The 13436-nt window shown below is 62.3% G+C and carries 11 protein-coding genes; 6 read left to right on the top strand and 5 right to left on the bottom strand.

Annotated features, from left to right (window positions below; translation table 11 throughout):
• Positions 1-29: 29 nt before the first annotated feature.
• Positions 30-686, bottom strand: a complete 657-nt coding sequence (locus U1738_RS17880; protein ID WP_332790395.1) for a TetR/AcrR family transcriptional regulator — start codon at positions 684-686, stop codon at positions 30-32.
• Between the two features lie 139 nt (positions 687-825).
• Here U1738_RS17880 and U1738_RS17875 point away from each other — a divergent pair, with 139 nt between their 5' ends.
• The 5 genes from U1738_RS17875 (at position 826) to U1738_RS17855 (ending at position 8974) form a co-directional block, all read left to right on the top strand.
• Positions 826-3369 carry a TonB-dependent receptor gene (locus U1738_RS17875; protein ID WP_332790394.1) on the top strand — a complete coding sequence of 848 codons (2544 nt, stop codon included), beginning with the start codon at positions 826-828 and terminating at the stop codon, positions 3367-3369.
• 89 nt (positions 3370-3458) lie between these two features.
• On the top strand, positions 3459-4925 hold the full coding sequence (locus U1738_RS17870) for an MFS transporter (protein WP_332790393.1): 1467 nt from the start codon (positions 3459-3461) through the stop codon (positions 4923-4925).
• A 20-nt stretch (positions 4926-4945) separates the two neighbouring features.
• Entirely contained in the window at positions 4946-6751 is a 1806-nt protein-coding gene (locus U1738_RS17865; RefSeq protein WP_332790392.1) for a flavin-containing monooxygenase, read from the top strand.
• Positions 6748-7536, top strand: a complete 789-nt coding sequence (locus U1738_RS17860; RefSeq protein WP_332790391.1) for an SDR family oxidoreductase — start codon at positions 6748-6750, stop codon at positions 7534-7536. The genes U1738_RS17865 and U1738_RS17860 overlap by 4 nt, the downstream gene beginning before the upstream one ends.
• A 10-nt stretch (positions 7537-7546) precedes the next feature.
• The gene (locus U1738_RS17855) at positions 7547-8974 is read left to right on the top strand and encodes an aldehyde dehydrogenase family protein (protein ID WP_332790390.1); all 1428 of its coding nucleotides are present in this window, start codon (positions 7547-7549) and stop codon (positions 8972-8974) included.
• A gap of 37 nt (positions 8975-9011) precedes the next feature.
• Here the strand turns inward: U1738_RS17855 and U1738_RS17850 are convergent, their stop codons facing one another.
• On the bottom strand, positions 9012-9329 hold the full coding sequence (locus U1738_RS17850) for a YciI family protein (protein ID WP_332790389.1): 318 nt from the start codon (positions 9327-9329) through the stop codon (positions 9012-9014).
• A 508-nt stretch (positions 9330-9837) separates the two neighbouring features.
• Between U1738_RS17850 and U1738_RS17845 the strand changes: the two genes are divergently transcribed.
• A complete protein-coding gene (locus tag U1738_RS17845) occupies positions 9838-10164 on the top strand; it encodes a hypothetical protein (RefSeq protein ID WP_332790388.1) in 327 nt (108 codons plus the stop codon).
• Positions 10165-10223: 59 nt separating this feature from the next.
• Here U1738_RS17845 and U1738_RS17840 read toward each other — a convergent pair whose 3' ends face one another.
• The 3 genes from U1738_RS17840 to U1738_RS17830 form a co-directional block, all read right to left on the bottom strand.
• Complete coding sequence (locus U1738_RS17840) at positions 10224-11573, bottom strand: sensor histidine kinase (protein WP_332790387.1); 1350 nt, start codon at positions 11571-11573, stop codon at positions 10224-10226.
• Complete coding sequence (locus tag U1738_RS17835) at positions 11573-12256, bottom strand: response regulator transcription factor (protein ID WP_332790386.1); 684 nt, start codon at positions 12254-12256, stop codon at positions 11573-11575. The genes U1738_RS17840 and U1738_RS17835 overlap by 1 nt, the downstream gene beginning before the upstream one ends.
• Positions 12257-12408: 152 nt before the next feature.
• Positions 12409-13335 (bottom strand): SH3 domain-containing protein, encoded by a 927-nt coding sequence (locus tag U1738_RS17830; RefSeq protein WP_332790385.1) that lies wholly within the window; start codon positions 13333-13335, stop codon positions 12409-12411.
• Positions 13336-13436 lie beyond the last annotated feature (101 nt).

Below are 13436 nucleotides of genomic sequence, written 5' to 3'. Positions count from 1 at the left end.
TTCCCAAGGCCATGACGACTTGATCTATGTTAGCGGGACCGTTCCTTTGCCAGGCCATTGAGCGCAAATGATTTGATCGCTTGCGTAAGCCGCTCCGTCGTCATCCCGGCGGCGGTGGGCGCCCATTTTGCCAGCCAAACCAGCGTGCCGACAAGTAACTGTACGGCGAGTTCCGTTTCGCAAGGGAGGATCGAGCCGTCGATGATGCCATCCTTGATGAATGTTTCGAGATGTGTGGTCAGGCGGCCGACCCATGCTGCTATCTCGGCGCGCTGTCGGGGTTCAAGATATGTGTAATCGCCAAGATAGATCTGCGCTCCGTGGCGGTCCGCATCTTTGATCATGCCGAACAGAAAACGCTCGAGCCGCTCGATTCCACTGCCACCCGCGACATCGGTTTCCGTCAATAACCGCTCGAACGTTTCTAGCGACCGGCAATGGCAGGCAAACGCGAGCGCCTGTTTATTCGGAAAATAATAATAGAGCGTCGCATCGCGCAGATCGAGCGCCGCGGCAATTTCGGTCATCGTGGCAAGTGTGTAGCTTTTATCATTAATAATCTCGGTCGCCACGCGAATGATGTCACGCCGCTTTCGCTCGGATTTCTGCGAACGCGAGATTGGCCGTCTCGAACTCGGTTCGATGTCACAGGCAGCAGCAATGCTCGCAGGGGCAGGCTTCGACATAACGACCATGTGCCCGCTCGCCGCTGTCGAACGCAATACCCACCACAATATTTCTATCTTGAACTAGATTTTCAAGCGTGACATAGAATGGCCCGCAATCTCCGGCTATCGACACGGGGCATGCACGGGAGAAGATCATATGCGCATCGTCTACAGCACCGGCCTTTCGCTTCTGGCACTCGTGACGAGCATGCCGGCCCTAGCCCAGTCTACCACGCCATCGCCAACGACGACCGCGCCGGCCGGCGATGCCGCGGCACCCGCTACCGACGATCGCCAGGGAGACATTATTGTCACGGCCTCCAAGCGCGCCGCCACGCTGCAGGACACGCCGATCGCGGTGTCGGTGACCAGTGCCGCGACGATAGAGCAGGCACAGGTCCGCGATCTGGTCGATTTGCAATCGCTCGTCCCTTCGCTCCGCGTCAGCCAGAACCAGAACAGTGCGGCGACGACCTTCACGATCCGCGGCTTCGGCAACGGTGCGAACAATCCCGGCATTGAACCTTCGGTCGGCGTGTTCATCGACGGCGTGTATCGCTCGCGCTCCGCCGCCCAGATCAGCGATCTGCCCAATATCGAGCGCGTCGAGGTGTTGCGTGGCCCGCAATCGACGTTGTTCGGTAAGAATGCCTCGGCCGGCGTGATCAGTGTCGTAACGCAGAAGCCGCAATTCGACTTCGGCGGCTCGGCGTCGGCGACGTACGGCAATTACAACACCGTCGTGCTCAAGGCCGATGTCACCGGGCCGATCAGCGATACGCTCGCCTTCAGCCTGGGCGGTAACTACAATCGCCGCGACGGTTTCTACCGCGTCGCCAACCAGGGCAATACCGCCATCAACAATCGCAATCGTTACGATGTGCGGGCGCAGTTGCTGTTCCAGCCCTCGAGCGATCTGTCGGTGCGCCTGATCGGCGATTACAGCAAGATCAACGAACGGTGCTGCGACGCTCCGAACGTGCTGGCCGGTCCGACCGCGGCGATCCTGACCGCAGTGATCGGCGCGCCGTCCGTCGTGGCGAACGCACCCTATGCAACGACGATCAATCTCAATCGCCTGCCCGAGAACCGCATCCAGAATTACGGTGGATCGGCGCAGATCGATTACGATTTCGGCAATCTCGCGCTCACCTCGATTACCGCCTACCGCAAGGTCAAGACGCACACATCGGACGACAGCGACTTTACCGCGGCGGAGATCATCTCGCAGGTCGGCAATACCAGGATCGGCACGTTCACGCAGGAAGTCCGTCTCGCATCGGACTTCAACGGCCCGGTCAATTTCCTGGTCGGCGGCTTCTATTTCGATGAGAAGATCGACTTCAACAACGACGTCATTCTCGGACGCGACGCGCGGCCTTACCTCAACATCCTGAGCCAGGGCGGCCTCAACACCGTCGAATCGATCACCGGCGGTGCCGCCGCGGTCGGGCGGACCTTCTTCCAGGCCGGGCAGGGGACGAGCGACAATTTCAAGTTCAAGAACCGCGCCTACTCCGCGTTCGGAACGGTCGATTTCAAACCAACCGACCGGCTGACGCTGACCGCGGGGTTCAACTATACAAAGGATCGCAAGGACGTTTCGTCGGCCGTCGTCACGACCGAGCCGTTTTCGGCGATCGATCTCGTCGCGCTCGGGGTGCGTTTGGGCGTGCCGGCACCATTGGCCAACACTGCGGCAAACCCATTGCTGCCGTTGCGTGCGCTGCAATTCCTGCCGCCGTTCCTCAACTTCCCCAATGCGGTGGAAAGCGGCAAGACGCGCGACGGCGACTTTTCCTACACGCTGCGCGCAGCCTATAAGCTCAATCGCGAACTGAATTTCTACGCGACCTATGCGACCGGCTTCAAGGCAAGCTCGTTCAATCTGTCGCGCGATTCGCGTCCGTCCCCGGCCGACTTCATTCCCGGCTCGCCGGTATCGTCGCCGGCGACCTCGCCGATCCGCGCGGCCGGGCTGGCGAGCAACAATCTGACCACCGGCTCGCGTTTTGCCGGGCCGGAAAATGCCGAGAATTTCGAAATCGGCATCAAGGGCAGCTTCCCGCGCGTGTCGTTCAATTTCGCGGCGTTCCGTCAGTCGATCAAGGGTTTTCAGGGCAACGTGTTCACCGGCACCGGGTTCGTCCTGTCCAATGCCGGCAAGCAGACCACGCAGGGCTTCGAACTGGAAGGCACGGTAACGCCGGTCGATCCGCTGACCCTGTCCCTTGCCGTCACCTATCTCGATGCGAAATTCGACTCGTTCGTCAATTCGGCGGTCGGCGATATCTCGGGTCAAAAGGTCGCCGGCGTGTCTCCGCTGTCCACGTCGGCGGGCGCCGCTTACACGCGCAAGTTCGACAACGGGATGAAGTTCATCCTGCGTGGCGACTATCAATTCCAGAGTGATACGCAGGTTGCGCAAGGGTTGCCGGGCTTCGTCACCACGACGAATGGCGTGTCGAACTTCGCGAACGCGCTGGCGATCGGCCGGCGCTTCAAGCGTGAGGTCAACGAGTTCAACGCCGCGGCGACGCTCCAGTTGAACAACGGGCTGGAAGTGTCGGTCTACGGTCGCAACCTGTCTAACAATCGCTACCTCACCGCGATCTTCGACGGCGTCGCGCAGGCCGGCAGCGTGTTCGGGTATCGCAACCAGCCGCGCACCTACGGTGCCTCGGTGCGCTACAAGTTCTGAGCCTCCCTCTGGCAGGTGCGGCCGCGAACCCGCACCTGCCGCTTTTTCGAGGTTTCTACGCTCCCTCCAGCCTGCGGCGTTCGACACCGATGAATCCGACCCTGCCGCACCAATCAAGTTCGCCGATCGAGCGGCCATCCACGGCGACTAAGTTCGCCTACGGCTTCGGTTCGGTCTCGAGCGGCCTGACCGAAACCGGGTTCAATTATTTCCTGCTGATTTTCTATTCGCAGGTGATCGGCATCGATGCGCGGCTCGTCGGACTGGCGATCACCGTATCGCTGATGATCGACGCGTTCGTCGATCCGATCGCCGGATACTGGTCGGATAATCTGCGCTCGCGCTGGGGCCGGCGGCACCCGTTCATGTACGCAGCGGCAGTGCCGGTCGCGGTTTCCTACCTGCTGTTATGGCATCCGCCGCTGGGCTGGAGCGCGCACCAGACCTTCTGGTATCTGCTTGTGCTGAGCGTCGCGATCCGCATCTTCATGACCTTCTACGAGACGCCGAGCAACGCACTCGCGCCCGAGCTGGCGGCGGATTATGACGAGCGCTCGTCGATCCTCAGCTGGCGGCTGTTCTTCGGCTGGAGCGGCGGCAACGTCATGACCGTATTGATGTTCGCGGTGATCTTCCCCGCTGCGGCGACGCGTCTCATCCACAACGGCCAGTTCAACCGCGATGCCTATGCGACGTACGGCCTGCTGAGTGCCGGGCTGATCTTTCTGGCGATCGTCATCTCCGCGCTCGGCACGCACAACCGGATCGCGAGTTTCAGCGCACCTCCGCCCAAGCGTCGCATGACGATCCGGACGATCTTTGCCGAAATGTATCAGACGCTGGCCGACCGTTCGTTCGTCGCCTTGTTCGCCGCCGCCATGCTGGGCGCGATCGCCACCGGGCTCGCGGCTTCGCTGACCTTCTATTTCACGACGTATTTCTGGGGGTTCGATTCGGGCCAGATCGGCATCATCGTGGTCGGGGTGTTCGCATCGGCGTTGCTGGGGGCGGGCATCGCGCCGATCGCCTCGCGCCGCATGGGCAAGAAACGTGGCGCGATGATCATCGGGCTGGTCGCCGTGCTGGGCGCCCCGCTGCCGATCGTGCTGCGCCTGTTCGACCTGTTGCCGCCTAACGGCGATCCGGCGGTGTTCTGGTTCGTCTTCGCGACCAATACGCTCGATACCGCATTGATCATCTGCTTCCAGATCCTGACAGCGGCGATGATCGCCGATCTCGTCGATCAGTCCGAACTGCGCACTGGACGCCGTTCCGAAGGGCTGTTCTTCGCGGCGGTCACGTTCGTGAAGAAGTCCGTACTTGGCTTGGGCCTGATCGCCGCGTCGTTGATCCTGACGCTGGCCGATTTTCCCGTGGGCGCGCGACAGGGTCAGGTGCCGGCGGACACGCTGTGGCGGCTGGGGGCCTATTACGTGCCGACGATTCTCGCGCTGTGGCTCGGCATGATCGCGGTGTTGAATTCGTATCGTCTCGAGCGCGGCGACCACGAGGACAATCTCCGCAAACTCGCTGCGCGCAAGGCGCAAACCTCATGACCGATCGACAGGATGACACGATGACTTCGACCCTCGACCTTGCCGCTCTGCAAAAGCGTTATGCCCAGGAGCGCGACCGGCGGCTCGTGCAGGATGCCGGGGACCGCCAGTATCGCGACGTCGAACAAGGGTTCGCGCATCTGCTTGACGATCCTTACGGCGTTGCGCCGCCGCGCGCTGCGGTGGCGGACGAGGTGGACGTCTTCATCGTCGGTGGTGGTTTCGGCGGACTGCTGACGGCGGCTCGGCTGCGCGAGGCAGGCGTCGGGCGTATCCGCATCGCCGATGCGGGATCCGACTTTGGCGGTACATGGTATTGGAATCGCTATCCGGGTGCGGCCTGCGACATCGAATCCTACATCTATTTTCCGCTGCTCGAAGAAACGGGCTACATGCCGGTCGAGCGCTATTCCAAGGCGGCGGAGATCCGCGCGCACTGTCAGCGCATCGCCAAGCATTACGACCTGTACCGCGACGCGCTGTTCTCGACGCAGGTCAAGGGCTTGGCGTGGGACGGCGCGACCGCGCGCTGGACGGTGACGACGGACCGGGGCGATGCGGTGCGCGCCCGCTTCGTCGTGCTGACGACCGGGCCGCTCAATCGCCCCAAGCTGCCCGACATTCCCGGTATCGACGACTTTGCTGGGCATGTCTTTCACACCAGCCGCTGGGATTACGATTATACCGGCGGCTCAGCGACCGAACCGATGACGAAGCTTGCCAACAAGCGCATCGGCATCATCGGCACCGGCGCGACGTCGGTGCAGTGTGTGCCGCCATTGGCACGCGATGCGGAGCATCTGACCGTGTTCCAGCGCACCCCCTCCGCAATCGACGCGCGCGACAACAGCGCGACCGATCCGGCCTGGTGGGCGTCGCTACCGCCGGGCTGGCAGCAACAGCGGATGGAGAATTTCTCGGCGCAGTTCGTGGCGGGCCTGCCGGCGGATGATCTGGTGCGCGACGGCTGGACCGTGATGGCGCGGGCGATGCGCGACAAGGTCGCCCAACGTGGTCCGGGCGCGGACTATGCCGCGCTCCACGATCTGGCCGATTTCGAGAAGATGCAGATGACGCGCGACCGCGTCGACACGATCGTATCGGACAGCGCGACCGCCGAGGCGCTCAAGCCGTGGTACAGCGTCTATTGCAAGCGGCCCTGTTTCTCGGACCAATATCTGCAGGCGTTCAACAACCCCAACGTGACATTGGTCGAAACCGGTCGCGCCGGGGTCGAGCGGATCACGTCGAACGGCGCGATCGTCGGCGGCAAGGAATATCCGCTCGATTGCCTGATCTTCGCCACCGGTTTCGACACGACGTCGAGCTATGCCAAGCGTTCGGGCGGGATGAGCATCACCGGCGTCGCCGGGCGCACGCTGAACGACAAATGGGGCGGGGGGTTGTCGACGCTGCACGGCATGCACACGCGCGATTTTCCCAATATGTTCGTCATCAGCCAAGCGCAGGCGGGCATGTCGCCGAATTTCCCGCACATGATCAGCGAACAGGCCGCGCACATCGCGCATATCGTCTCGGCGTGCGAGGCCCGTGGCATTGAAACGGTCGAACCACATGAAGACGCCGAAAACGACTGGGTGTCGTCAATCGTCGCCGGGGTCATCGCCAGGCGGCACATCCTCGAGAATTGCACGCCCGGCTATTACAATAACGAAGGGCGCGCCTCGGCCAGTGGTGCCAAGAGCGGGACGTTCGCCGCCGGCCCGCTCGCCTTTGCCGGCCTGCTGCGCGACTGGCGCGAACAGGGTGATTTCGCCGGGTTGGAAACCAACGGATCGCACGCACGCGAAGGGAATGCCGCATGACGCAGCCACGGAAATCGATTTTCATTACTGGCGCGGCGTCCGGCATGGGCCGCGCCACGGCGTTGCGCTTCGCTAAAGGTGGCTGGTTCGTCGGTGCGTCCGATGTCGATGCCGTGGGGCTCGACAGCCTCGCCGGTGAGATTGGGGCCGAGCACTGCCTTACCGGCGTGCTGGATGTCACCGACCGCGCGGCATTCGAGGCCGCGATCGCGCGCTTCGGCGAGGCGACCGGCGGCACGCTCGATCTGTTGTTCAACAATGCCGGCATCGCGCGCGGCGGAATGTTCGACGAGCAATCGTGGGACGAAATGATGCAGGTCATCAACGTCAATCTGATCGGCGTGATGATCGGCATCCGTGCCGGCCTGCCGTTGCTCAGAAACACGCCGGGATCGTTGTGCCTCGTCAACGCCTCGTCGTCGGCGATCTGGGGATCGTCCGGGATCGGGGTCTATTCGGCGACCAAGCATGCGGTGCGCGGGTTGATCGAAGCACTGTCGATCGAGTTCAAACGTTTCGGCGTGCGCGCGGCGGATCTGCTGCCGGGGCTGATCGACACGCCGTTATTGTCGGAACAGATGCGCGCGATGGCGCCGGCGGATGGCCCGTGGCGGCTGGTGACGCCGGGCGAGGTCGCTGAGACCGTGTGGACCGCCTACACGACCGACCGACTGCATTGGTACGTGCCGGAGGAATTGCGCGAATTTCATGCGCAGGTCGTCGCCAACCCGGAAGCCGTGCGCGAGGAGCGCACCGAACTGCTCCGCCAGATGATGGCGGGTTGAGGACATGACCATGCCCGACACCGAAGACGCCGCCGTCATCGCCGCACTCCGCAGCGCCTTCAACATACAGCGCCGCGCCTTTGCCGCCGACCGCAATCCGACGCTCACGGCCCGGCAGGAACGGCTTGGTGCGCTGATCGGTATGATGGCCGCCAATCGCGCACGGATCGCCGACGCGGTCGCGCAGGATTTCGGCGCGCATCCGCGAGGGGCGTCCGACCTGATCGAAGTTGCAGGCGTTATTGGCCGCGCGGCGCACGTGATCGAGCATCTCGAAGCATGGATGCAGCCATCTCCGCGCGAGGTCGATACGGCGGTCTACGGCACCGCGAGCGCGCATATCGCGTATCAGCCTAAGGGCGTGATCGGTAACATGGTGCCATGGAACTTCCCGTTTGACCTTTCGGTCGGGCCGATGGTGGACATGCTGGCGGCGGGAAACCGCGTGATCGTCAAGCCATCGGAATATGCCCCGGCCTCTGCCGCACTGCTCGCGGAGATGATTGCCGCATGCTTCGATCCCGACCTCGTCACGGTCGTGGTCGGCGAAATCGATCTGGCGCGCGCGTTCGCCGCGACGCCGTGGGATCATCTGCTGTACACCGGCAGCCCCGATGTGGGGCGGCAGGTCATGGCGGCCGCTGCGGCGAACCTGACGCCGGTCACGTTGGAACTGGGCGGAAAGTGCCCCGCGATCCTAACGCCCGGCTCCGTGACGCCGCGCAACGTGGAGTCGGTAATCGGCACCAAGATGGTCAAGAATGGCCAGATGTGTGTGTCGGTTGATTACGCGCTGGTGCCGCGGGCGGAACTCGAGACCTTCATCGTTCGGGCCGGCGCCTTCATGCGCGGCGCGGCGCCCGGTTATGCCAAGGGAGACGAATGCACTGGCATCATCTCGGATCGACATCTCGCCCGCCTGGAGACGATACTGGATGAGGCCGCGACACGGCATACTCGGATCGTAACGCTGGAGGACAATCCGGCAATAAATCGCGCGCGGCGCTGCATGCCGCTGTCGCTGATGATCGATCCCGCGCCCGATACGCAGGTCATGCAACAGGAAATTTTTGGGCCGCTACTACCGGTCATCCCCTACGACACGCTCGACGAAGCAATCGCTTTGGTCAACGCGGGTGACCGGCCGCTCGGGCTTTACGTGTTCGGGGACGAGGCGCTGACGACGCGAGTTCTGGACGAGACACATTCGGGCGGGGCGGCAGTCAACACTTGCGCCGTACAAAGCGCGTTGCCGTCTATGGGCTTTGGCGGTTCTGGTATGAGCGGCATGGGGCGTCATCACGGCATCGAGGGGTTTCGGGAATTTTCCAATCCGCGCGGTGTGGTCGTGCGCGGGGAGGGGGATCTTATCGATGCGTTCTACGCCCCCTATGGGAAAGCGGTTGCCGTCGTAGATGCGGCGCTAATGCCATGTTGATTGTTGCCGCCTGAAAACGCGTTGCTACTCCTGCTCTTTAACGCCCTTGCATCTGCCCCGGCATACTCGACCGATCGTTAAACGCTCCGAAAATGGGATCCCATTCATTCACGGTCATGTTGTCGATGAGACCATGCTCCGCAAACGGGTCGGTGGCGATAAGCGCGTCCAAGGCAGGCCGGTCGGCCGCGTTCATGATCAGCATGGCAGGTCTGACGGTTCGGTCGCTGAATGGCCCTGAAGCAAGCAACGCTTCAGTTTTGAGTTGAGCCTGCAGCCAATCGATGTGCGGCATCAAATACTCTTTCCAGCCGTCCTCGTCCGGATGCTCATAGGTAATGACATATATCGGCATGACCCATCTTTCCCCATGTCATTTGGTGTTGCAGCTGTAAGGCGCGAAAAACCGCATCTGCTGATGCACCTTTAAACCAATCATACGATCTGCGTCCCCGAAAACCGGCACTAAGTGGCGTACTCGCGTTTTTTGGCCTGCGCGCTTGTCGGGAACGGGATGTTTCCGCCGACTGTAGCACAAGAATACAGCAGTTATGCGCAAAGGGCAGCTTTGCACATGAACGAGCGGCCGGTTTTCGGTGTCCGAACGTTCCGTCTGAACGTCCGACTATGGGTCAGTTTAACAAAGCCGCCGCCCTCCGTTTCATGACGAGGCTTCGATCGACAAATCAATTACTGACGAGATAGTACCTAGCAGTAAGTCTTCCGGGGTTGACGAGGCTTATCCGATACCGCGTGGTGAATATCGGCTGCCAACGGCAAGCGGTTTTCGGCGCTGTTACGATTTGTCCGCAAACCTTGGTCGGCGTCGTATCGGCGACGCTGACCTGCAAGAGTCTCCCGGATTGCGGTACGACCACTACGACCGCCGCCTCCCCACCGAAAAACACCTGTTCTATCTCGATCTTGCCACCGCCTTCGAGCTGGCCCCCGCGATACGCCGGTCCGAGAGCCCGCCCGCGCATAGGCACGACTACGTCACTCGCTCCGCGGGCCAGGCCCTGCCGGTGCCAGCGCTCCGCTATATCGTCATGCCCCGCGACGGGATGGGCAGCGAGGCGATCAAGCCGTTGGGCGGCGGACACCAAAGCATCGTTATCCGCCCGTGCGGACGCAGCGTCGCCTGCGGCGAGAGCATCCGCCACGCGATCGATCGGCTTGTCGTCGGTTGATGACAAGCCCAAGGCCTGCAGAGCGGCGATCGCAGCCAACATTGAGTGTGTCGCAGGCGTCACAACTGCTTCTCCTTCTCCACGATGAACGCAGCACCGGGGCCCGCATCCTCGCATCTGATCGAGAGACCGTGCCGCCCCGCGATCGCCGTAGCCAGCGTCAAGCCAAGGCCGTGTCCATTAGCGATCCCGTCGTGTGCCCGCTGGAAACGATCGAAAATTCGCGTTCGCAACGCTTCGGCAACGCCCGGGCCGTTGTCCTGCACCACGATGATCGGTCCCGGCTGGACCTTCAGCACGATGCCGCCGCCGGACGGCACGTACTTGAAGGCATTATCTAGGAGGTTCGACAGCAATCTCGTGATCTGCATCGCATCCCCCGCCATCGACACGCCAGGCGTGATCACTGCCCGCAGATCGAGTTTGTGGTCCTCAGCGCTATCGGCATACAGTTCGACGACGTGCGTGGCGATTTCGGACAGGTCGAAGCGCTCGAACCCGGTACGGTCGCCCCGCCGGGCATTATTTGCGGCGATATCCAACAGCGAGTTCAGCATGTTGCTAATGGCACGTGTCTCGGTGCGCGCCTCGACTAGTAACGCGGCCTGTACCGGGTCGACGCTCCGATCGATCAGTTTGAGCAGACGGTTCTCCACGTGCATCAACGGCGTGCGGATTTCGTGTGCGACCTGGTCGGTTACCTCGCGTTGGGCTGCGATCAGCGTAGCCAGGCGACCGCACAGGCGGTCTGCATGTCGCGCGAGCAAGCCGAATTCGTCATCTGTCGTGATGCCCGGAATGTGATGCTTGAGTTCACCCTCTTCGATCGCGACGAACGCGGCGTTTATCTGTTCTACCCGGCGGCGCAACCGTTTAGTCGACACCCACGCGGTCAGGAAAGCCGCCGCGAGGATGGCGGCTGCCGCGATTATAAAAGCGGTTTGCAGTCGCTTAAGCAGCACTGTGCGGCTGCCAAATTCGCGAGCTGCGACCAGTCGCAGATCGGGCGCCAATAGTGTCGATCGTGCAAAGACCGGGGTATTCCCATCGAGGAGCACGAAGCCACGCTGGCTGTTTTCCGCCGACAGTATCGGCCAGCGCGACATGTTGCCGACGATCCTCCGGCCGGCCGCGTCGGTCAGCAAGTAGTAGATACGATCCGGACCATCCTGCATAAAGGTAAGCCGATCGCGTATGCGGGTCATGAGTTCACCTTGCCCGCCGGACACATAGATGTCCGCCAACGCCGCGATCTCGGTGTCCACCGACCGGGCGAGTTCGGCGTCACTCGCCGCTGTGACGACTTGCGACGTGACCAGGAACAGGAGCAATGCGGCTCCGAGCGCCAGCCCCGAGATGGCAATTGCGAACCGACTGAAAAGCGATGACGCTTTCGGCAAGGCCGCCATCAAGCCGCGACGAGCCTGTACCCGGCTCCCCAGATCGTCTCGAGTACCGGCGAGTCGAAACCATCTTCGAGCTTCCGCCGCAATCGCCCTACGCTGACATCGATCACGTTTGTCTGGGGATCAAAGCTCATGTTCCAAACGTCACGCAGCAGCATTTCGCGCGTCACCACTTCGCCCGCATTCTCGATGAGGTAGCGAAATAGCAGAAACTCCTTCGGGCTGAGCGCGATGAATTTGCCATGCCGATGCGCAGTGCGCGCCTTCACATGACATTCCAGATCGCCGAACAGGATAACGGCGCCATGCGTCTGCCCGGTCGCGCGGCGGTGCAGGGCTCGTATCCGGGCGACGAGTTCGGCCGGTTCGAAAGGCTTGGCCATATAGTCATCGACGCCCGCCTCGAGCCCGTCGATCCGGTTCTCCGCGCGGCCGAGCGCCGACAGCATAAGCACTGGAGCAGCCACGCCTGTGGCGCGCAAACGAGACACGATATCGAGACCATTCATGTCGGGGAGCATGCGATCGAGCAGGATCACGTCGAACGGTTGTGCCGCGGCGCGAGCGAGACCTTCCTGACCGCTGGCGGTCCAGGTGATGTGATCACCATGACCTTCCATGAGCGTCTTGATGCCCTGCGCGAGCCGCGCGTCGTCTTCGACGTACAGGATGTTGAGCCCAGCCATGATCCCTCCTGTCGGCAGATTTACAGAGGGCACGTTATCGCACCTGCACGCTCGGGATGCATGAAAAAACCTGTTAGGTGTCGGCGTGAAGGAATGCGGGACGCCGCCCGTGGTACGGACGGCGCCCCCGGTCGAGGATCTGGCCGGGTCGCTTAGCGGAGATCCTCAACCGATACCCAGCCCGTGTTGCCGTACTTGTCCGCAGCCTCGACGAAGAGGCCGGACTTCTTTCCGGTGGGCATGACTTCCGAACTCGCCCGCAGTGCACGAACAGGCGCGCCAGCCTTTTTTGCTTGGGGCCAAAGGTTCGTATCGGTGGCGATAATGTAGGGCGGGGCAGTGGCGGCGACGGGCATCGTTCCACCGGCGGCGATTACCGGGGTCGCCCGGAGTGCACCTGCCTGCGCAACGAGGCTGTTGAACGCCTCCAGAAACGCGGCGGACAGCATCTTGCCGTTGCCGGATGTTGCATATTGCCCCATCGCGCCCTGGCTCGCCGCGACCCAATCGGACGCGCCTATGATATTGACGGTCGACTTCCGGCTTTCGCCCACGCTGGAAATTAAAGTCTGACCATTGGCCGGGCTGACGATCCGCAAGCCGGCGGAAATGGTCTTCTTCTTGCCGCCGAAACCGCTGAAGGCGCTGAACAGCGCACCGCCCATCGGCACCCGTCCGATCAACTGGCTGGCTGCACCGGACCTGACAAGGCCTTGCGCAACCACGCTTTTTGCAGCGTCCATCGTCTTGTCGATCTCTTCCTTCGACCCTGCGACCGCGCTGATCAGGAAATCAGCGGGCTTGCCGGCCGCAGGGTCGTGGAGCGTGAAGCAGCCGGATTGCTGGATCATCGCAGCGAGCATCGGTCGTGGGCTCGAAAGGTCGAACTGTGTCCAGCCCTGCGTATCGCCATCTGTAATTGCGACCGAACCGTGGGGACTTGCGCACTTGGCGAGCGTCGCCGCGGTTTCGGCAGGGGCCGCCGAAGACGGCGAGGCCGGCACGAGCAATGCCGCCGTCACGGCAAATGCCGTCAAACCCTCGAGGACATCGCCTTTCAGCACCTTCGAAATCGCCATCGCCCGAACCCCCATCCTAGCCTGCACGAACGACCCGTGGGCTGGATGCTTGATCGGCGACGCGGGGCTTCCACTCCAGTGACAAGCCCTGTTAGGATTGT

The sequence above is a fragment of the Parasphingomonas caseinilytica genome (genome assembly GCF_036663755.1).
Taxonomy (GTDB): domain Bacteria; phylum Pseudomonadota; class Alphaproteobacteria; order Sphingomonadales; family Sphingomonadaceae; genus Sphingomonas.
Note: the sequence above shows the minus strand (reverse complement) of the source record. Positions and strands in the feature narration are given on the sequence as shown.

Excerpts from the sequence above, each read along its gene's own strand:
- U1738_RS17880 (WP_332790395.1), bottom strand. The coding sequence starts at position 686 with ATGTCGAAGCCTGCCCCTGCGAGCATTGCTGCTGCCTGTGACATCGAA.
- U1738_RS17875 (WP_332790394.1), top strand. The coding sequence starts at position 826 with ATGCGCATCGTCTACAGCACCGGCCTTTCGCTTCTGGCACTCGTGACG.
- U1738_RS17870 (WP_332790393.1), top strand. The coding sequence starts at position 3,459 with ATGAATCCGACCCTGCCGCACCAATCAAGTTCGCCGATCGAGCGGCCA.
- U1738_RS17865 (WP_332790392.1), top strand. The coding sequence starts at position 4,946 with ATGACTTCGACCCTCGACCTTGCCGCTCTGCAAAAGCGTTATGCCCAG.
- U1738_RS17860 (WP_332790391.1), top strand. The coding sequence starts at position 6,748 with ATGACGCAGCCACGGAAATCGATTTTCATTACTGGCGCGGCGTCCGGC.
- U1738_RS17855 (WP_332790390.1), top strand. The coding sequence starts at position 7,547 with ATGCCCGACACCGAAGACGCCGCCGTCATCGCCGCACTCCGCAGCGCC.
- U1738_RS17850 (WP_332790389.1), bottom strand. The coding sequence starts at position 9,329 with ATGCCGATATATGTCATTACCTATGAGCATCCGGACGAGGACGGCTGG.
- U1738_RS17840 (WP_332790387.1), bottom strand. The coding sequence starts at position 11,573 with ATGGCGGCCTTGCCGAAAGCGTCATCGCTTTTCAGTCGGTTCGCAATT.
- U1738_RS17835 (WP_332790386.1), bottom strand. The coding sequence starts at position 12,256 with ATGGCTGGGCTCAACATCCTGTACGTCGAAGACGACGCGCGGCTCGCG.
- U1738_RS17830 (WP_332790385.1), bottom strand. The coding sequence starts at position 13,335 with ATGGCGATTTCGAAGGTGCTGAAAGGCGATGTCCTCGAGGGTTTGACG.